Source organism: Mucilaginibacter sp. FW306-07-L (assembly GCF_058782065.1).
The window spans coordinates 935,706-954,419 of record NZ_JBYSXI010000003.1 but is presented as its reverse complement, the minus strand read 5'-3'; the positions used below and the strand labels follow the sequence as shown (position 1 = coordinate 954,419).

Annotated in this window: 16 protein-coding genes; 7 read left to right on the top strand and 9 right to left on the bottom strand. The window is 45.9% G+C overall.

Features of this window, described 5'->3' with window-relative positions; all coding sequences use genetic code 11:
* Positions 1-180: 180 nt before the first annotated feature.
* The 4 genes from AC3WJC_RS19435 to AC3WJC_RS19420 all read left to right on the top strand — a co-directional run bounded on the left by AC3WJC_RS19435 (position 181) and on the right by AC3WJC_RS19420 (position 4,279).
* The gene (locus AC3WJC_RS19435) at positions 181-1,461 is read left to right on the top strand and encodes a replication-associated recombination protein A (RefSeq protein ID WP_492400782.1); all 1,281 of its coding nucleotides are present in this window, start codon (positions 181-183) and stop codon (positions 1,459-1,461) included.
* Between the two features lie 127 nt (positions 1,462-1,588).
* Positions 1,589-3,067 (top strand): DUF5687 family protein, encoded by a 1,479-nt coding sequence (locus tag AC3WJC_RS19430; protein WP_492400781.1) that lies wholly within the window; start codon positions 1,589-1,591, stop codon positions 3,065-3,067.
* Positions 3,068-3,070: 3 nt separating this feature from the next.
* A complete protein-coding gene (locus tag AC3WJC_RS19425) occupies positions 3,071-3,778 on the top strand; it encodes an ABC transporter ATP-binding protein (protein WP_492400780.1) in 708 nt (235 codons plus the stop codon).
* 6 nt (positions 3,779-3,784) lie between these two features.
* Positions 3,785-4,279 carry a GNAT family N-acetyltransferase gene (locus tag AC3WJC_RS19420; RefSeq protein ID WP_492400779.1) on the top strand — a complete coding sequence of 165 codons (495 nt, stop codon included), beginning with the start codon at positions 3,785-3,787 and terminating at the stop codon, positions 4,277-4,279.
* 687 nt (positions 4,280-4,966) lie between these two features.
* Here the strand turns inward: AC3WJC_RS19420 and AC3WJC_RS19415 are convergent.
* Positions 4,967-8,293 (bottom strand): vitamin B12-dependent ribonucleotide reductase, encoded by a 3,327-nt coding sequence (locus AC3WJC_RS19415; protein WP_492400778.1) that lies wholly within the window; start codon positions 8,291-8,293, stop codon positions 4,967-4,969.
* A gap of 310 nt (positions 8,294-8,603) precedes the next feature.
* Between AC3WJC_RS19415 and AC3WJC_RS19410 the strand changes: the two genes are divergently transcribed.
* A complete protein-coding gene (locus AC3WJC_RS19410) occupies positions 8,604-9,101 on the top strand; it encodes a thioredoxin family protein (protein WP_492400777.1) in 498 nt (165 codons plus the stop codon).
* Between the two features lie 82 nt (positions 9,102-9,183).
* Positions 9,184-10,749 (top strand): M28 family metallopeptidase, encoded by a 1,566-nt coding sequence (locus tag AC3WJC_RS19405; protein ID WP_492400776.1) that lies wholly within the window; start codon positions 9,184-9,186, stop codon positions 10,747-10,749.
* A gap of 64 nt (positions 10,750-10,813) precedes the next feature.
* Here AC3WJC_RS19405 and AC3WJC_RS19400 read toward each other — a convergent pair whose 3' ends face one another.
* The 6 genes from AC3WJC_RS19400 to pnuC form a co-directional block, all read right to left on the bottom strand.
* Positions 10,814-11,572, bottom strand: a complete 759-nt coding sequence (locus AC3WJC_RS19400; RefSeq protein WP_492400775.1) for a TerC family protein — start codon at positions 11,570-11,572, stop codon at positions 10,814-10,816.
* Positions 11,573-11,653: 81 nt separating this feature from the next.
* The gene (locus tag AC3WJC_RS19395; RefSeq protein WP_492400774.1) at positions 11,654-13,006 is read right to left on the bottom strand and encodes a hypothetical protein; all 1,353 of its coding nucleotides are present in this window, start codon (positions 13,004-13,006) and stop codon (positions 11,654-11,656) included.
* Positions 12,987-13,559: a hypothetical protein gene (locus AC3WJC_RS19390; RefSeq protein WP_492400773.1), complete on the bottom strand. Its 573-nt coding sequence runs from the start codon at positions 13,557-13,559 to the stop codon at positions 12,987-12,989. The genes AC3WJC_RS19395 and AC3WJC_RS19390 overlap by 20 nt, the downstream gene beginning before the upstream one ends.
* Positions 13,556-14,116 carry an RNA polymerase sigma factor gene (locus tag AC3WJC_RS19385; protein WP_492400772.1) on the bottom strand — a complete coding sequence of 187 codons (561 nt, stop codon included), beginning with the start codon at positions 14,114-14,116 and terminating at the stop codon, positions 13,556-13,558. The genes AC3WJC_RS19390 and AC3WJC_RS19385 overlap by 4 nt, the downstream gene beginning before the upstream one ends.
* Positions 14,117-14,201: 85 nt before the next feature.
* On the bottom strand, positions 14,202-14,741 hold the full coding sequence (locus AC3WJC_RS19380) for an AAA family ATPase (RefSeq protein ID WP_492400771.1): 540 nt from the start codon (positions 14,739-14,741) through the stop codon (positions 14,202-14,204).
* Positions 14,734-15,348, bottom strand: a complete 615-nt coding sequence (gene pnuC, locus AC3WJC_RS19375) for a nicotinamide riboside transporter PnuC (RefSeq protein ID WP_492400770.1) — start codon at positions 15,346-15,348, stop codon at positions 14,734-14,736. Before pnuC ends, AC3WJC_RS19380 begins: the two co-directional genes overlap by 8 nt.
* Positions 15,349-15,885: 537 nt before the next feature.
* On the opposite strand from pnuC, the gene AC3WJC_RS19370 reads away from it, so the two are divergent.
* Positions 15,886-17,127: a TlpA disulfide reductase family protein gene (locus AC3WJC_RS19370; RefSeq protein WP_492400769.1), complete on the top strand. Its 1,242-nt coding sequence runs from the start codon at positions 15,886-15,888 to the stop codon at positions 17,125-17,127.
* Positions 17,128-17,168: 41 nt separating this feature from the next.
* Here the strand turns inward: AC3WJC_RS19370 and AC3WJC_RS19365 are convergent, their stop codons facing one another.
* Positions 17,169-18,038 carry a menaquinone biosynthesis family protein gene (locus AC3WJC_RS19365; protein WP_492400768.1) on the bottom strand — a complete coding sequence of 290 codons (870 nt, stop codon included), beginning with the start codon at positions 18,036-18,038 and terminating at the stop codon, positions 17,169-17,171.
* Between the two features lie 12 nt (positions 18,039-18,050).
* Positions 18,051-18,701, bottom strand: a complete 651-nt coding sequence (gene mqnB, locus AC3WJC_RS19360) for a futalosine hydrolase (protein WP_492400767.1) — start codon at positions 18,699-18,701, stop codon at positions 18,051-18,053.
* Positions 18,702-18,714: the final 13 nt, after the last annotated feature.

Sequence of the window (18,714 nt, the reverse complement as noted above, 5' to 3'; positions counted from 1 at the left end):
CCCTGTAATTCTGAGTCTGTCGAAGGATTTAACGTGGGCTTATCGCTTTGCTAATTGTTCGCCAAGCTCACCATAACAAAAAGCCCACTCGCCCTGAGCTTGTCGAAGGACTGAAACACAGCCACAGTAATATTACTAACATTTTTAGGATATGCTCTATAGTTTTCTGATTTTTACGGGATGAACAATCTGCCGCCGCTGGCCGAGCGTATGCGCCCGGCAACTCTGGATGATTATGTGGGCCAAAAACACCTGGTTGGCCCGGGTGCTGTGCTGCGCAAGGCTATTGAAAGCGGCTCGCTCCCCTCCATGATATTCTGGGGGCCGCCGGGGGTAGGCAAAACCACGCTGGCTTACATCATTTCGCAATCGTTGTACCGTCCGTTCTTTTCATTGAGCGCCATTAATTCAGGCGTTAAAGATGTGCGTGAGGTGATCGAAAAGGCATCGCTGCTCAAGGAGCAGGGTGAAACGCTGCCGGTATTATTTATTGATGAGATCCACCGCTTTTCCAAATCGCAACAGGACTCGCTGCTGGGTGCCGTGGAGCGGGGCATTGTTACACTGATAGGGGCCACTACCGAAAACCCATCCTTCGAGGTGATCTCGGCTTTGCTTTCGCGATGCCAGGTTTATATCCTGCAACATTTGGCCGAGGCCGACCTGTTGAACCTCCTTGAAAAAGCCATGAGCGAGGATGTGGTCTTAAAAGACAAACACATTACTATAAAAGAGCATGAAGCTTTGCTGCGCCTCAGTGGTGGCGATGCCCGTAAGCTGCTTAATATTTTTGAGCTGCTGGTAAACGCCTTTGATGGTGACAGCATCGAACTGGATAACGATGTGGTGCTTGAACATGTGCAGCAAAACATGGCGCTGTATGACAAAACGGGCGAGCAGCATTATGATATTATATCGGCATTCATTAAATCCATGCGCGGCAGCGACCCGAATGGTGCCGTATACTGGCTGGCCCGCATGATTGTGGGTGGCGAAGATCCGCTGTTCATCGCCCGGCGTATGCTCATTTTGGCATCAGAGGATATTGGCAATGCCAACCCCAATGCCCTGCTGCTGGCACAAAGCTGCTTTGAGGCGGTGAACAAGATCGGCATGCCCGAGTCGCAATTGATTCTGTCGCAAACAGCCATTTACCTGGCTACATCACCCAAGAGCAATTCGGCAACTACCGCCATTGGCGAGGCTATCGCGCTGGTTAAGCAAACCGGCGACCTGCCCGTGCCGCTGCATCTGCGCAACGCGCCAACCAAGCTGATGAAGAACATTGGTTATGGTAAAAATTACAAGTACGCACATAATTACGAAGGGAACTTTGCCGACCTGGATTTTTTACCCGATGCCATAAAAGGCCGTAAAATTTACCAGCCCGGCGCTAACGCCAAGGAGCAGGAAATCAAAGAAAAACTCAAAAAACTTTGGGGCGACCGGTATAAGTATTAACCATTAGGTAATTTTTATTAATTTACAGCCAATTCCCCTATTGCTGCATGGCCATGCCTTGCAAAAACCGTGGCTGTTGTAACAATGGGGTGGTTTTATAATCTTATTAAAAACCTCTATTAACGCAATGACCTCAACTTTTATTAGCCACGAGTTAAAATCATTCTGGCGGGCAAAAAATACCGGTAAAAATATAGTCGTACGGATTGTAATGGGCTTATTGATCCTTTATCTGCTGGGCAGTCTGCTTTTTATAGGCTTCGCGCTCGATAAGATACTCGAGGAAATATATAAAAATCAGGATATTGTTGCTCCGTTTTGTGGCATATTGCTCCTTTACTTTCTGTTTGACTTGCTACTACGCCTGCAACTACAGGAGCTACCGACACTAAAAGTTCAGCCTTATTTGCATTTACGTGTTAAGCGCAATACACTCGTAAAATATCTCTCGGCGGTATCCATGCTGTCGTTCTTTAACCTGTGGCCGTATGTGCTGTTCTCGTTCTTTATATTTAAGATCATACTGCCCGATAGCGGGGTGGCTGCATTAGCTTTTTTTGTGGCGATAACCGGGTTTATGGTGTTTAATAACTACCTGGCGCTGTACATCAAGCGCCGGTCAAACCTTAATGGGTGGATATTTTTAGCGGTTTCGGCAGTGTTGATCCTCATCAACGCAGGCGATTTCATGTGGCACTTCTACTCCATTAAAGATATTTCGTATAGCTTTTTTGGTAAGATGATGACCACGCCTGCCCTGGCATTGGTACCAGTTGCTTTGGCAGCGGTGATGTTTTATATCAACTTCCTCTTCTTAAAGGCTAACCTTTACCTGGAAGATCTGAATGCCAACAAGGCATCATCATACAAAAACAGTACGGATTACCCAATACTTAACCGCTTTGGCAGCGTGGGCGATTTGGTGGCGAACGAGATCAAGCTGATCTTCCGCAACAAGCGGCCGCGTTCGGCGCTTATTATGGGTCTGTTCTTTATGCTGTATGGCTTATTTTTTTATCCCAACCCGGGCTTTAAAAACAACGAGGGGTTCAAGGTATTCGTCGGCATGTTTATGACGGGTATTTTCATCATCAACTACGGGCAATTCATGTTTAGCTGGCAGGCCTCACATTTTGATGGCATACTGGTGAGCAAAGTGAAATTTGCTGATTTTTTGAAGGCTAAATATTTGTTGTTTACCGGTGTATCTACCGTGGCATTCATCCTCACTATACCTTATGTTTATTTTGGCTGGCGTGTAGTGATGATCCATTTTGTAATGTATTTATGGAACCTCGGCGTAAACACCACCATTATACTCTTTTTTGCCAACCGCAACCACAGGCGTATTGACCTGAGCAAGGGCGCATCCTTTAACTGGGAAGGTGTTGGCGCTACACAACTGCTGGTATCCATCCCGCTGCTGGTAACACCATTTGTGCTTTACGCGCCGCTAAAATACTTTGTGAGCAGTAATGTGGCACTGGCAGTACTTGCCATAGTAGGTGTGATATGTATTGCGCTACGCCCTTTCTGGATCAAAAAACTGGAACAGGATTTTATAACTAAGAAATTTAAACTGGCCGAAGGCTTCAGAGCTAAATAAACCATGATTGAAATAAAAGATATTGTTAAGGTATATGCCGGCAAGGCCGTTGTAAATGTACCTCATCTTGAAATTAAAGCAGGCGAAAGCATTGGCCTGGTAGGCAATAACGGCGCGGGCAAAACCACCTTGTTCCGTATGGTGCTTGATCTGATCCGTGCCGATAAGGGCGAGATCCTGTCAAAAGGCCAGGTTGTTGCCGGTAACGAGCATTGGAAAAATTATACCGCCGCTTACCTTGATGAGGGCTTTTTGATAGACTACCTAACCCCAGAAGAATACCTGTATTTCATCGGCGGACTGAACGGCGAAAGCAAAGCGCATGTGGATGATTTTTTAACCACGCTTACCGATTTTTTTAACGAGGAGATACTTAAACGCGGCAAATACATCCGCGACCTGTCAAAAGGTAACCAGGCTAAAGTGGGTATTGCTGCCTGCTTGCTGCAAAAGCCGGAACTGCTGATGCTGGATGAACCTTTCGCTAATATCGACCCGTCGACACAGATCCGTCTGAAAAATATTTTGAAGGAAATGAGCAGCCAGCGTGGGGTTACCACCATTGTATCAAGCCATGACCTTAACCACATTACCGATGTAAGCGACCGGATCATTCTGATGGAAAAAGGCGTTATTATAAAAGACATCGCAACCGGCTCATCAACCCTGGCAGAGCTGGAAGACTATTTCGCTGTCGGACAAAGTTTTTAATGATATATGTATACCATACGTAAAGCTAACGTAAATGATGCGGCTACCATAGTTCAACTGGCTGAGGCTATATGGTGGCCAAGCTATTCGCCGATACTGGAAAAAGAGCAGATCGACTACATGCTCGGTACTATTTACGCGCCCGAGGTAATTGAACGCCAAATTGAAACGGGCGAACAAACCTTTTTGCTTTTGTTAGAGGATGAACAGCCGGTGGGTTTTGCCGCTTACTCGCAGCGGGAGGATAACCCGGAAGTATACAAACTGCACAAACTATACTGCCTGCCAGCCATGCAGGGCAAGGGCTATGGAAAAGCGCTGATAAACGAAGTAGTTACGCAGGTTAAAGCCACCGGGGCCGACAAGCTCGACCTGAATGTTAACCGCTACAACAAAGCCAGGGGCATGTACGAAAAGATGGGCTTCGAGGTAATTTACGAAGAAGATATACCCATTGGGCCTTACTTTATGAATGACTATGTAATGCGGAAGGAGTTATAGATAAAATCTATATATTAAGGTAAACTGAAAGCACAACCTATCATAACCTAAATTCCGGCATTTTAATTTTCGGGTAGCACTGATGATGCACTGCCTTTCATAGAAAATTAAACAGCCGGCGATTTTTGTTTCTTTTGTTCGCACAAAAGAAATTTAGGACAAATAATAAAGCTGCTTTTTAGTGCTTTTATTAAGTGGTTCTGCCTCTAATTATCGTTAGCCTGCTCTTGGCCAGAGGCCAGTTACCTTGTCTTAGACACAAAGTAACCATACTAAGCGTAGCGATCTCATGAACGCCTTAAAAATAAATAATAATGTGAATAACGTCAAGCCGGAAAAAACCTTCAGCCGCACAGGCCATACTCCCGGCCCGGTTTTCCGGCAGGCCTCCGCTTTTTTTTAAACCCCTTCTAAATCCATCTCGAGAAGGAGGACTTAAAATAAAAAATTTTGTCATTTTGATCGAGGTACGAGGAGAAATCTGTCTTCGTTCATTGCAAAGCGACAGATATCTCGCTATCGTTCGATATGACATGTAAATAAAAAAGGCCTCCTTTTCGGGGAGGATTTAGGAGGGGTTAAAAAAAGCCCTGCAAGCTTAACGCCGGCAGGGCTTTGATGTAAATTAACTATTATAGAGGGCTGAAAGCTTTAGCCGGAGCATCTGCTTTCAGCAAGGTCTATTGCTTATGAGCAACCCATTGAGTTACCACAGTTTAAACATTTGTAGCAGGTGCCCGAACGTACGGTTGTATGGCCGCAAACGTTGCAGCTTGGCGCATCGCTTTGTACGCCCATGCTCAAGTCAACTGATAGCTGGTGCTTGGCGCCGCCTTTGCTTTCCGTAGCGGCTACCGGTTTGGCTGGTTGGGGGATGTAAACGTTGGTTTCGTCGGTATTGTAATCGCTGTCATCAAAACCATGGCCAATAACCGCTTTGTCTTCAGTAATCACGTGTACCAGGTCGGTACGGTTAAGGTACTCGTACCCCAGCATCCTGAAGATGTAGTCGATAATAGAAGTTGCGCTTTTGATGTTGGCGTGGCCCATCACCATACCGGCCGGTTCAAAACGGGTAAAGGTAAATTTCTCAACGTACTCCTCAAGCGGCACACCGTATTGTAAACCTACCGACACGGCAATGGCAAAACAGTTCATCAGCGAGCGGAAGGTTGCGCCCTCTTTGTGCATATCCACAAATATTTCCCCTAAGGTACCATCCTCATACTCGCCCGTGCGAACGAATACCGTTTGCCCGTCAACACTGGCTTTTTGGGTATAGCCACGGCGTTTGAACGGCAGGTTCTTTTTTTGTACCACGCGCGATAGCTGGCGCATAAAGCGGGTGTCCTTTGATTTTTCGATGATGGCCATCGCTGCTTCCAAAACCTGGTCGGCAGTAAGGTCGCTTAGCTTAACGTTGGCAGCCTCGCCCAATACTTCCTCAACAGATTCAAGCGATTCTTCAGCCTCTTCCTTAACGTCAGATTTGGTTGAAAGCGGCTGCGATAGTTTACAACCATCACGGTAAAGGGCGTTAGCCTTTAGGCCCAGTTTCCATGATAGCTCGTAGCAATCTTTTATCTCGTCAACCTTGGCCTCGTTGGGCAGGTTGATGGTTTTTGATATAGCGCCTGAAAGGAACGGCTGTGCCGCCGCCATCATTTTGATGTGGCCATGCGCATGGATGTAACGCTCGCCTTTTGCGCCGCATTTGTTGGCGCAATCAAATATCGGGTAGTGCTCCTGTTTAAGGTAAGGTGCGCCCTCAATGGTCATGGTACCGCAAACGTACTCGTTAGCCTCGGCAATTTGTTTTTTGCTGAAACCTAAGCTACGCAGCAGGTTAAAATCGGGCGCGTTGTATTGCTCGGCAGTAAAACCAAGGCGTTTAACCGCTTCTTCACCCAACGTCCAGATGTTGAACGCGAAAGAAATTTCAAAGGCAGAAACAACCGCTTTATCCAATTTCTCCAGTTCTGTATCGGTAAGGCCTTTGGCTTTCAGGCTTTCCAGGTTAACGTGCGGCGCGCCTTTTAAAGTAGCGGCACCTTTAGCATAATTAACAATGGTGGTTATCTCATGCTCTTGGTAGCCCAGGTTCTGCAAAGCCTCGGGCACAGCCTGGTTAATTATTTTAAAGTAACCACCGCCTGATAGTTTTTTGAATTTAACCAGCGCGAAGTCGGGCTCAATGCCGGTGGTATCGCAATCCATCACCAAACCGATGGTGCCTGTTGGGGCAATAACGGTGGTTTGTGCATTGCGGTAACCGTGTTTCTCGCCCATTTCAACAGCCTTATCCCAGGCGTTGCAAGCGGCAGAAAGCAGGTAATCCGGGCAAACCTTCTGGTCAATTCCCGGAGGCAGTATTTCCAGGCCTTCGTAGTTTTCGGTTGAGTTATAGGCCGCGTAGCGGTGGTTGCGCATTACGCGCAACATGTGTTGTTTATTATCTTCGTAACGGCGGAAGGTACCCAGCTCACGCGCCAGTTCGGCCGATGTAGCGTATGCGGTACCGGTCATGATAGCGGTGATAGCGCCGCCAATAGAACGGGCTTTATCACTATCGTATGGGATGCCGTTCACCATTAAGGCCGAGCCCAGGTTGGCATAACCTAATCCAAGCGTACGGTAATCGTATGATAGTTCGGCAACTTCTTTTGACGGGAATTGCGCCATCAGTACGGAGATCTCTAATACGACCGTCCAGATACGGCAGGCGTGCTCAAAGCCTTTAACATCAAACACACGGGTTTCTTTGTTAAAAAAGTGCGCCAGGTTGATGGAGGCCAGGTTACATGCGGTGTTATCCAAAAACATGTACTCCGAACAAGGGTTCGATGCGTTGATACGGCCACCTTCAGGACAGGTATGCCATTCGTTGATGGTGGAATCGTACTGTACCCCCGGGTCGGCGCAAGCCCAGGCCGCGAAAGCGATATCATCCCACAGTTTTTGTGAGGATATGGATTTTACGGTTTTGCCATTCATGCGGCCAACCAGATCCCAGTTTTTACCCTCGTTTAGCGCGTGGAAGAAACTGTTTGGTATACGTACCGAGTTATTAGAGTTTTGACCTGATACGGTGCGGTAAGCCTCACCTTCGTAATCAGACGAATAACCAGCGGCAATTAGCGCGGCTACTTTTTTCTCTTCCTCAACTTTCCATTTTACAAAACCTTCAATTTCAGGGTGATCCAGATCAAGGCAAACCATTTTGGCCGCGCGGCGTGTTGTACCGCCGGATTTGATGGCACCTGCCGCCCTGTCGCCTATTTTAAGAAACGACATCAAGCCTGATGAATAGCCCCCGCCGGATAGCTTTTCGCTTTCGCCGCGTATTTTTGAAAAGTTAGTACCTACGCCTGATCCGTACTTAAAGATACGGGCTTCACGTACCCATAGATCCATAATACCGCCCTCGTTCACCAGGTCATCATCTACCGAAAGTATAAAACAGGCATGCGGCTGCGGGCGCTCATAAGCCGAGGTTGATTTGGTAAGCGTTTCGGTAACCGGGTCGATGTAATAATGCCCCTGCGGCTTGCCGGTAATGCCATAAGAGCTATGCAAACCGGTATTGAACCATTGCGGAGAGTTTGGCGCTGCCAGTTGGCCGGTAATGGTGTATACTATTTCATCATAAAACACATTTGCATCCTGCGGAGTGGCAAAGTAACCATAGCGGCTGCCCCACTCTTTCCAGCAGTTGGCCATGCGGTGCGCCACCTGCTTAATGCTTTTTTCAGAACCGGTTGTACCGTCGGCCTGCGGAACACCTGCCTTACGGAAATACTTTTGAGCCAAAATATCAGTTGCCACCTGCGACCATGATGCCGGTACTTCTACGTCGTTCATCTCAAAAACCGCATCGCCCGATGGGTTGCGGATAACGGATGAGCGCTTTTCGTATTTAAAAAGGTCAAACACGGGGGTACCTTCAGTGGTAAAGTAGCGGCTAAATTTTAGTCCTTTACCCATGGCTGATTTTTTTGGAATGTTTTTGCCCATAGCTAATTAATATTTTGATTTAATGTAGAATTTCCTTTATTACGATTTAATGCTATCCGTCAGAAAATCTATAAGTGTTTTTAATCAAATTTACCGTCGGTGGTAACACCATACAATTTGAGTTTTCAACATACCAACACCATTGCACCCGTATCAGGCGTGGGTGTGCCAACAGAATTTATCGTATCGCCATTAAGTGTTGTGGAAAACTATAAATTCATGATTTTGAAGCTTTACTTAACAATTTTTGCTATATAAAAACCAACAGGTATTGTTTTAAAAAAGTACATTTATTTTTTAAAACGCTGATATGAAAAAGACACTGTTGATTATGTTATTCATGGTACCTGTATTTATAGTAAACGCCCAGGATACCGCCAAATTGTATAACCCCAATGCCGATGCCAAACTACAAATAAGCCAGGCTGTAAAGCAGGCGGCCAAAGAACATAAAAATGTACTGCTGCAAATTGGCGGTAACTGGTGTATATGGTGCCTGCGTTTCAATAAACTGGTTACTACCGATGCTGACCTGAGCAAATACCTGAACGAAAACTATGTGCCTGTACACATTAATTACAGCAAGGAAAACATGAATGAAGCGGTTTTAGCTTCTTTAGGCTATCCGCAGCGTTTTGGTTTCCCGGTGTTTGTGGTATTAGATAGCAAGGGTAACCGTTTGCATACCCAAAATTCAGGTTATCTGGAGGAAGGTGAAGGCCATGGCAAGGCTAAGGTGATGGAGTTTTTACAGGGCTGGGCACCGGCGGCGCTTGACCCCAAAACGTACAGCAAACAAGCTAGATAAGTAAGCCTTTCTCCTGTAACGATATTGTTAAAACACTTCAACCTTAAATTGAATAGTTTTGGTGTCAAACTGACTAACAAATATGAAACGAAAACTACTCATCTCGGGCTTGTTTATAACAGGCCTTACCACCGGCGCGTTCGCGCAGGAGAAGGTTGACGCGGCCATGGTGCAAAAAATACGCGAAGAAGGCCTGCAACGCTCCAGGGTTATGGAAACCGCTTTTTATTTGACGGATGTTTCGGGCCCTCGTTTGGCCGCATCGCCGGGGCTAAAGCGCGCCCAAAACTGGGCGGTAAGCCAATTTACCAAATGGGGCCTGGCTAATGCCAAGCGCGAGCCATGGGGTAAATTTGGCAAAGGCTGGGAAGTTCAAAAAAACTATGCCGCCATTACGGTGCCTTATTATCATGCCATCATCGCCATACCTAAAGCCTGGACACCAGGCACTAACGGCCCTATAAAAAGCGAAGTGGTATTAATTAAGGCTGATACCCTTACCGACCTGGATAAATATAAAGGCAAGCTGCAAGGCAAGGTGATTATTTTTGATGTAGCCACTACCCTTATACCCGGCTTTACTGCCGATGCGGAACGCTATGCTGATAGCACACTTGCTAAAATGGCGCAGGCAAAACCGCAAGCTCCCCGCCAGTCACGCCCTACCGATTCAAAAATACCACCGCAATACATGGCAGCAATGCGGGCACGTATGTTACGTATCGCCACAAATAAATTTTTAAAGGACGAAAACGTTGGCCTGATATTAAGCATGGCCCGCGGTACTGATGGCACAGTATTTACTACCAACGGCGCATCATACGCTGACACGGCCAAAGCTGTTGCGCCCGAGCTGGAAACCAGCAGCGAGGATTACCTGCGCATTTTGCGCCTTATAAAAGGCGGACAAAAAGTTGAGCTTGAAGCTGACATCAAAACCCAGTTTTTTACCGAGGACATGCAGGAGTATAATGTAATTGCCGAAATTCCCGGAACGGATAAAAAACTGAAAGAACAGGTAGTAGTGCTCGGCGGCCACCTCGACTCATGGCATGCCGCTACGGGCGCTACCGATAATGCCGCGGGCAGTGCCGTAATGATGGAAGCCATGCGCATACTTAAAGCGGTTGGCTTTAAACCAAAACGCACCATCCGCATTGCCTTATGGAGTGCTGAGGAACAGGGCTTGCATGGTTCACGCAATTATGTGCTTAACCATTTGGGCGATCCTAAAACGATGGAGCTAAAACCCGATCAGAAAAAAATATCAGCTTATTATAACCTGGATAACGGTACCGGTAAAATACGTGGTATTTATTTGCAAGGCGATAGCGCCGCGGGGCCGATATTCCAGGCATGGCTTGATCCGTTTAAAGACCTGGGTGCAGGCACCGTTACCGCCGGCAATACCGGCGGCACCGATCACCTCGCGTTTGACGCTGTTGGCATACCGGGTTTCCAGTTCATCCAGGACCCCTTGGATTATGGCACCCGCACGCACCATACCAACCAGGATACTTATGACCGCCTGGTGGAGGACGACCTGAAACAAGCCGCTACCATTGTAGCCTCGTTTGTTTACCACACCGCCCAGCGTGCCGATATGATACCACGCAAGGAGCAGCCCAAACCGCAGCCAACAAATTAATTGAGATATTAAATACATAAGGCCCGATATCCGGGCCTTATGTATTTAATATCTTTTAGGAGAGTTATTTTTGCGCAACCTTTTTGCTTTTACTTTTTACCTTTAAATTCAGCATTTCAACCATAACTGAAAATGCCATGGCGAAGTAAATATAGCCCTTCGGGATATGTTGCTCCAAAGCTTCGGCAAGCAGCGATACGCCGATGAGCAGCAAGAAGGACAGGGCCAGCATTTTTACCGTTGGATGCTGGTTAACAAAACGGGCCACACCGCCTGATGCCCACATCATAATAATTACAGCTATAACTACCGCGGCTATCATGATCTCTACATGATCGGCCATACCAACGGCAGTGATCACGGAATCTAATGAGAAAACGATATCCAGTATCATGATCTGAAAGATAGTACCCCAAAAGGAGTGCGCCTTAACATTGCCCGTATCTTCGTCGTCACCCTCAATTTTACCGTGTATCTCGTGCGTACTTTTGTAGATCAGGAACAAACCACCAACAAGCAATATCAGATCACGGCCGGATATTGCCAGTTTTTCTACCCAATCAGCGTCTGTTATTCCCAATACCCCGGATAAATTGAACAGTGGGGCGGTAAGCCGCATTACCCAGCTAATGGAAAGCAATAACAGTATACGGGTTATCAGCGCCATACCTAAACCCACGCGGCGGCCTTTGGCCTGCTGATCTGCCGGCAGCTTATCAGCTAGTATGGAGATGAATATAATGTTATCAATACCCAGTACAATTTCCAATACAGTAAGGGTAATCAGGGAGATCCAGGTTTCCGGGTTCGAAAAAATTTCCATTGTTGTTTGTAAGTTCCGCTAAAATACAAAACCCCCGCCATAGGCAAGGGTTTTAATAATTAGTATTTATTTTGCTATGAATTACTCAAATTTTACGCTGCCGTAGTTTGATTTGATAACAATGGTGCCGTTACTGCCCTTACCAAGCCTGCCTTTAAAATTCTTTGTCGGGTTAAAGCCCCGCTCCTCGTCTGATGGATTTTTGTTCACCACATTCACCACATCATTATCATAATTAAAGCTGCCGTAATGTACCGTTACGTCAAAGTCAACATTCAACGGTTCGCTAACGCCTAATTTTACACCTGAGTAGGATGAGTTGACTACCAGGTTCTTTAAATTCCTGTCAACCGTTCCGATATTTAATCCGCCGCTGTATTTTACGTTGATGGTACCCGATGTTTTGATACTGCCAATCTTTGCCGATCCGTAGCTGATATTAGCGTTCAGCTTTTCGCACCCGTTAAGGTTAAGGTTGCCGTAAGCCACATTAAGCTCGCTGCCTGTAAGGCCTTCAATGGTTGCGCTACCGTATTTCACATTAATATCGTTACCCGTATTGGTTAGGTTTTTGGCGGCGAAATTACCGTACGAGTGGTTAATAGTTACCTTGCCGGCCAGGTCGGGCAATATGGTGCTGCCATACCTGTTAGTTACTGCCAGGCCATTTTTTGCTGGCATATAAACGGTGTAATTTATTTCAACGCGGCGTATATTGCTGCTGCTACCACCAATTATTGACCATGACCCCCTGTTATTACTGCTACCCATGTTTGTTTTAAACCAAACATTTTGCCCGTCGCGGCCATCGGCAATCGTAACATCATCAAGCATGCGCTGGGCCTGGCTCTCCTTATTGGTAGCAACCTTTATCTGTACATCTACCTTAAACTCATTTTTGTTCCAAGTGGTAACGGTTACCTTACCGTAACGGTTGTCAATACTCAAGGCATCATTACTGCCTGCCGAATAAGTTTTGCTGTAATTCTTAATCTTTTCAACCAGATCGTCATCATCAGCGTTGGTGGTTGTCACTTTATTGATCTTGATCTTATCCTCGTCAATATCCGCATCTACATCAACGTCCAAATCCAGGTCAATATCTCCTGCCGAGGCCAGTTGATCACCCAAATTAGCAAGGCTGATATTGAGATTCTTGTTCAAGCTTTTAAGGCTTACGGAAAGCTCTTTGTTCAACTTTTTAAAGTCATTGCTATTCAGCTTTACCTTTATATCTTTAAGATCAACATTCAGGTTTTTAAGGTTAACCTTAACGTCATCATTCAAAAGCGTAGTGCCATTAATGGTGATCGTAGTTACTGGTTTAGCCGGTTTTGCAGCGGGGGCCGGCTTTTTTTGTGCCGATGCTGTACCGATGGCAAACAGGGCGACTGCCAGCAGTGAAAACATTACCTTATATATTTTTGATCTCATTTTTTTGTCCTTTCTTATACTCGTTAAATTGTTCAATTACGTTCAGTTGCTGGTTAAGCACCTCGGCTTGTATCTGCAGGTTGCGTATCATGGCGCGCAGTGTACGCTCCTGGTTAGGGCTGGTAACCAGGTCATTTTTTAACCGGCTGTATGCCGAATCCATTTTAGCTATCTCCTTGCTAAACTCCCGGTATAACTGAGGGTCAGACTTGGCCAGCGATTTCAGCTCCGTACGTTTAGTTTGCACCAGCGATGCATAATGCATTTGCTGTTTAGCGTAAGCCGGGTTAATGTCGGACAGTTCTACGCCCTGGTTTTGGCCGTTGCGCAGGTACAGCACGAAGCATACGCCCATCACCACAATTACGCTTGCGGCAACCCTTAGCACAAAGCCAAGCGAAAATGTTTTGGCCTCGCGCTTTTTTGGCAACCCGGCCGGCTGCCCGCTTAAATTTAAATTTTGTTCAATGCTGTCCCACAATTCCATACGCGGTTCAAGGTCGTTAAACTCGTCCCTGTTGGCTTTCATGAAATCTTCTAATCGCTTGCTCATGATGTTATTCCTTTTCTGATTAAAATTTCGCCCAGTTTCCGTTTAGCGCGTAAAAACTGTGTGCGCGATGTGTTTTCTGTAATATTTAAAATCTGGCCTATTTCCTCGTGGTCATACCCTTCGAGCAGGTAGAGCGATAGTACTACGCGGTAACCTTCGGGGAGTTCCTTCATGGCCTCTTTTACCTGTGCCACCTTGTAGTTTTTTTCATCATCATCCTCTGTCTCCTCATCCGGAATGTTCATCAGCTTCTCGTCTTCCAGTTCCGTCCACTCCAGTTTGCGCTTACGGAGCAAATTGATGGATCGCGATACAACAATTTGTTTGAGCCATAGGCCAAAGGTGGTTTCCTGCCTAAAATCATGCACCTTGTTAAAGGCATGCAGAAAGGCTTCCTGCAGCACGTCCTCGGCCTCGCCAACGTTGCCCACTATGCGGTAGGCAACATTCAGCATTGCTTTAGCGTACAGGCGATAGAGCTCATAGCAGGCTTTTTTACTACCCTGCTTGCATTCAACCACCAGGTTGTAATGTTTGTCGATGTATATGGCTTCCAATTGTGATATTCAGCTTTCAATCTATTAGACAGCAGATATATCCCGGTGTTGCACCATCCGCGTAAAATATTATCAGAATGTTAAATTATCTTTTGGCGGAGTTTTGCAGCCAGGCATCAATCGCGGTTACGGCATTGGCATAACGTTCGGCACCAAGGCCGGATATAACTTTATAATCCGCATTAAGTGCTTGTAATTCAGCATGCCATACTTGCATAAAGTGCCCGCGCAGGTGTGGAAAATCGCGCAGGGGGTCATCCTGCCAGGGCATATCAATATCCAGCAGCAAATAAAAATCATAAGGGTGGTTAGCCAGTTTATCCAGCACCTCCTGTGGCGACCGGCCGAACAAATGGTCGCTCCATATTTTTATGGTGATGAAAGTAGTATCGCAAATAAGCAATTTATTGGCTTGCGGAATAAGCTTCTCTTCCAGTTCTAACTGACCGTAAAACATATTCAGCTCATCCTGCCAGGTATATTCACGATCCAGGTTTTCGCAATACCCGCGGGCAAACTCCGGCACCCAGATGGTATGATAATGTTCAGCCAGGTAGGCAGACATGGTTGATTTACCGGTAGACTCCGGGCCTACCACCGCTATTTTAATAATGTTGTTATCCATTGAGATTGGTTTGCTGCTTTTTGTATTCCCGCCGCCACGCTATATAGCCCATACCTGCCATAAATATGTAGATGGCATACATAACGGCGGTGGGGTGTAAATTTTTAAAATAGTAGATGCCTACATAAATTATGTCGACAAATACCCAAAGCAACCAGTTTTGCAAAACGCGGCGGGCCATCAGCACCTGCGCTACAACGCTGCATGCGGCACAAAAACTATCCAGGTAAGGGTATGACGCGGTGGTGTATTTAAGTACGCTGCCTAATATAACTGTACAAGCGGCAATACCCATGGCCGATATGACCAGTTGTTTTTTTGTGATAAGCACAACAGGTGTTAAGCCGGTACCATTAGGTTTTTGCAGCCAGTAATACCAGCCGTAAATATTCATGGCTAAAAAATATACCTGCAACCCCATGTCGGCAAAAAGGTGGGCTTTGAAAAATATATACAGGTAAATGCAAACGCTGACGATAGCAAAGGGCCAGTTATGTATACTATTGCGTGCCGCCAGGTAAACACATGCCAGGCCGGTGGCTACGGCTGTAAGCTCGTACCAGGTTTGGTGCTGCCACCATTGCAGCCATTCAGCGGTCCAGTTCATCAATCCAAATATAGAATATTATGAAGTGTTTAATTTGCCTACAATTTGCACCAATTGTATTTAATTAGATACAGGTGTTTGTGTGTAAATGCCTACACTTTGTTTATTTATTACCCATTTTATTATAGCATGTTGTAACGTTTAATTTATTGAGTAAATAAATTAACTCCCGTTTGTATTTAAAAAGGATCAATTAACTAATTGTAACGGTTTAGTTACGCAGCACTTTGGCATCATGGCGTTGTGTTTGTTAAAAGGTATATGACCTTGCGTTTACATCTGTGAAAAGAGAATAAAAACAACGTCTACCTTTGAAAAACATTTTTTTTAATCGAATTCTCAGACGCCCAGGCTGAGATGTTATGTTCTTTGTTTTGGGTTTAATCAATAGTTTAAATTAATTAGGGGAAAGGGAGCACTTAAAAATGCTCTCTTTTTTTGTTTATACATTTTTGGTTTGCCCGTTAACACCATTCGCCAATAAGGCAAAATTATTTACCTTTGAAAAGTATATTAGTTTAGTAGACTTTTTTAAAGATGATTCAGCATATCCGCAAAGGACTATTCATATTTTCGGCCACAATACTGGCCGCCTGTAGCAACCAACCATCTGCATTAAAAACCGGTACCTGGCGCGGTGTTTTAAAAACATCGGCAGGCGAAGGCATTCCTTTTAATTTTGAGCTGGCAGATAGCGCCGGAAAATATAAATTGAGCGTCATCAATGGCACCGAGCATTTTGCCGTGCCCGATGTAACCGTTAAAGGCGATTCGGTATTCATCAGGATGCCTTTGTTTGATTCGGAATTCGCTTTGGCTAAAACCACCGATGGCAGCTTACAAGGCAAATGGATAAAACATTTAGCTACCGATAACGTGGCGATGGATTTTACCGCCACACCCGATACCAAATGGCGCTTTTTTAAGGACGAGAAACCGGCTGCCGCAAATGTTGGCGGGCGCTGGTCGGCCACTTTTGGCGAGGGTGAAAAGGCTGATACCACCGTTGGCGAATTTAAACACGAAGGCGTCAAACTAACCGGCACCTTTTTAACCACTACCGGCGATTACCGTTTTTTGGAAGGTACCGTAGCGGGCGATAGCTTGTACCTTTCCTGCTTTGATGGCGGACATGCTTACCTGTTTAAGGCTAAAGTTGCAGGGGCTGATAAAATTGAGGGCGGCAAGTTTTACGCGGGCCTGTCGGGTACGGACGTTTGGCAGGCCACGAGGAACGAGCAAGTTAAGTTGCCAGATGCCTACTCGCTTACGGCATTAAAATCCGGTTACAAAAAGCTGGATTTTGCTTTTCCTGATCTGAATGGTAAAAAGGTGTCCATTAATGATGATCGATTTAAAGGCAAGGTAGTGATGGTGCAGATATTAGGCTCGTGGTGCCCTAATTGTATGGACGAAACCGCTTACCTGGTTAATTACTATAAAAAGTATCAGCCCAAAGGTGTGGAGATCATTGGCCTGGCTTATGAGCGCACCAAGGATTTTGACCAATCAGTTAAGGCATTAACGCGGTTAAAAGAACGCTTTAATGTACCTTACCCCATATTGGTTACCGGTTACACGCCCGACAAAGGTGAAGCCGCCAAAAGCCTGCCCGGCCTGAGCAAGGTAGTGGGCTTCCCGACAACCATCATTATTGATAAAAAGGGCAATGTGCGTAAAATACACACCGGCTTTAGCGGCCCCGCCACCGGCGAACATTATACCGAATTCATTAATGAATTTGAAAAGCTGACGGATGATCTGTTAGCGGAGAAATAAAACAAGAATGGCGGGTTAGTTAATCTGCCATTCTTGTTTAACTATGGATTGAGGAATAACCCGCCCTCAATAGCGGGGATGATCTTTTTCTCGTTCGCGGTATCAAATAGCAACTTGATGGCTTTTTTGCCTTGCACGCCTAAGTCTACCGAGTATTTGTTCACGTAAAGCTCAATGTGCTTGTACATCACTTCCTCACTCATTTCCTGCGCGTGTTGGCGGATAAATTCCAGTCCGGATTTTGGATTGGCAAAGGCATATTCTACCGATTTACGCAACACCCGGTTCACCTTGTGCTGCACATCGGCAGGCAGGTTACGGTTAGCCACAATGCCTCCAAGCGGAATAGGGCAACCGGTCTTTTTCTCCCAATAATCACCCAGGTCGATGATCTTTTTCAGACCCTTATCCTGGTAAGTAAAGCGGTTTTCGTGGATGATAAGGCCTATGTCTATCTTTTCCGTCAGCAAGGCATCCTCAATTTCATTAAATACCAGTTCCTGTTTATTGGTAGCCTCCGGGAAAGCCAGTCCCAACAAAAAATTAGCGGTGGTGTATTTGCCGGGAATACCTATTTTAAGATTTGAGATTTGAGATGTTAGATTTGAGATGATCTCGTCGATATCGTTGCCTGCCGCGTAGTACTCTTTTGAGATTAGCATAGGGCCAACGCCGAAGCCGAGGGCGCTGCCGCTATCAAGCAAAACATATTTATTGGCAACGTAAGCAAAGGCGTGGTAGCTTAGCTTGGTTATATCCAGTTCGCCACGAAAGGCTTTTTGGTTGAGGGTTTCCACATCATCATAAAACACCTCGAACTCCAGTCCTTCGGTATCAATTTTATGGTGAATTAGGGCATCAAAAATAAAGGTATCATTAGGGCAAGGCGAAAAGCCGAGGGTTAGTTTCATAGTTAGTACATTTTAATCTTTCAATAGGTCTGCCAGCAACTCGGCAGCAAATGTATTCAGATTTTTAATGGCCAGCCCTATCTGCCATGCTGCCCGGTTACGTTTCTCCACGTAATTTGACACTGACCTGATTTGCACACAAGGCACGCCCGCCTGTTTACAAGCGTAAAAAAAGGCGGCACCCTCCATGCTTTCAAGGTCGGCGTTTACGCGGCTGTTTAATTTTTGTATAGATGCCTCATTACCATGCACGGTATTTACGGTAGCGGCAGTTACCTTTTTTATATGGTCCCTTGATGGGAGCGCATAGCTGGCCTTAAATCTGCTTTCGCCAAAACCGAGATCATCAATGGAGATAAATGCTTCATCATCCTCGGCACCCAGTTCCACCAAAGTATCTTCAGTAACCTCGCACACCGTGCCAAGGGCAATATCGCGGTTAAAACTACCGGCAATGCCCAGGTTAATTACCAGATCATATTGATGTGTTGCCAGATGCCTGCCCAGCGCGAAAGCCGTAGCCACCATACCTGCACCGGTGATGAGCAGTTGGCAGTTGGCGGTTAGCAGTTGGTTATCATCTGATTCCGAGATCGAAAATCCGAACTCCGAGATCAATCCCTCTACTTCGGGCTGTGTGGCTGCTACAATAAGTACCTGCATAATGGCATAATAT

What these genes read in the sequence shown, in the direction of transcription:
- AC3WJC_RS19435 (WP_492400782.1), top strand. Translation starts at nt 181, where the DNA reads ATGAACAATCTGCCGCCGCTGGCCGAGCGTATGCGCCCGGCAACTCTG.
- AC3WJC_RS19430 (WP_492400781.1), top strand. Translation starts at nt 1,589, where the DNA reads ATGACCTCAACTTTTATTAGCCACGAGTTAAAATCATTCTGGCGGGCA.
- AC3WJC_RS19425 (WP_492400780.1), top strand. Translation starts at nt 3,071, where the DNA reads ATGATTGAAATAAAAGATATTGTTAAGGTATATGCCGGCAAGGCCGTT.
- AC3WJC_RS19420 (WP_492400779.1), top strand. Translation starts at nt 3,785, where the DNA reads ATGTATACCATACGTAAAGCTAACGTAAATGATGCGGCTACCATAGTT.
- AC3WJC_RS19415 (WP_492400778.1), bottom strand. Translation starts at nt 8,293, where the DNA reads ATGGGCAAAAACATTCCAAAAAAATCAGCCATGGGTAAAGGACTAAAA.
- AC3WJC_RS19410 (WP_492400777.1), top strand. Translation starts at nt 8,604, where the DNA reads ATGAAAAAGACACTGTTGATTATGTTATTCATGGTACCTGTATTTATA.
- AC3WJC_RS19405 (WP_492400776.1), top strand. Translation starts at nt 9,184, where the DNA reads ATGAAACGAAAACTACTCATCTCGGGCTTGTTTATAACAGGCCTTACC.
- AC3WJC_RS19400 (WP_492400775.1), bottom strand. Translation starts at nt 11,572, where the DNA reads ATGGAAATTTTTTCGAACCCGGAAACCTGGATCTCCCTGATTACCCTT.
- AC3WJC_RS19395 (WP_492400774.1), bottom strand. Translation starts at nt 13,006, where the DNA reads ATGAGATCAAAAATATATAAGGTAATGTTTTCACTGCTGGCAGTCGCC.
- AC3WJC_RS19390 (WP_492400773.1), bottom strand. Translation starts at nt 13,559, where the DNA reads ATGAGCAAGCGATTAGAAGATTTCATGAAAGCCAACAGGGACGAGTTT.
- AC3WJC_RS19380 (WP_492400771.1), bottom strand. Translation starts at nt 14,741, where the DNA reads ATGGATAACAACATTATTAAAATAGCGGTGGTAGGCCCGGAGTCTACC.
- pnuC (WP_492400770.1), bottom strand. Translation starts at nt 15,348, where the DNA reads ATGAACTGGACCGCTGAATGGCTGCAATGGTGGCAGCACCAAACCTGG.
- AC3WJC_RS19370 (WP_492400769.1), top strand. Translation starts at nt 15,886, where the DNA reads ATGATTCAGCATATCCGCAAAGGACTATTCATATTTTCGGCCACAATA.
- AC3WJC_RS19365 (WP_492400768.1), bottom strand. Translation starts at nt 18,038, where the DNA reads ATGAAACTAACCCTCGGCTTTTCGCCTTGCCCTAATGATACCTTTATT.
- mqnB (WP_492400767.1), bottom strand. Translation starts at nt 18,701, where the DNA reads ATGCAGGTACTTATTGTAGCAGCCACACAGCCCGAAGTAGAGGGATTG.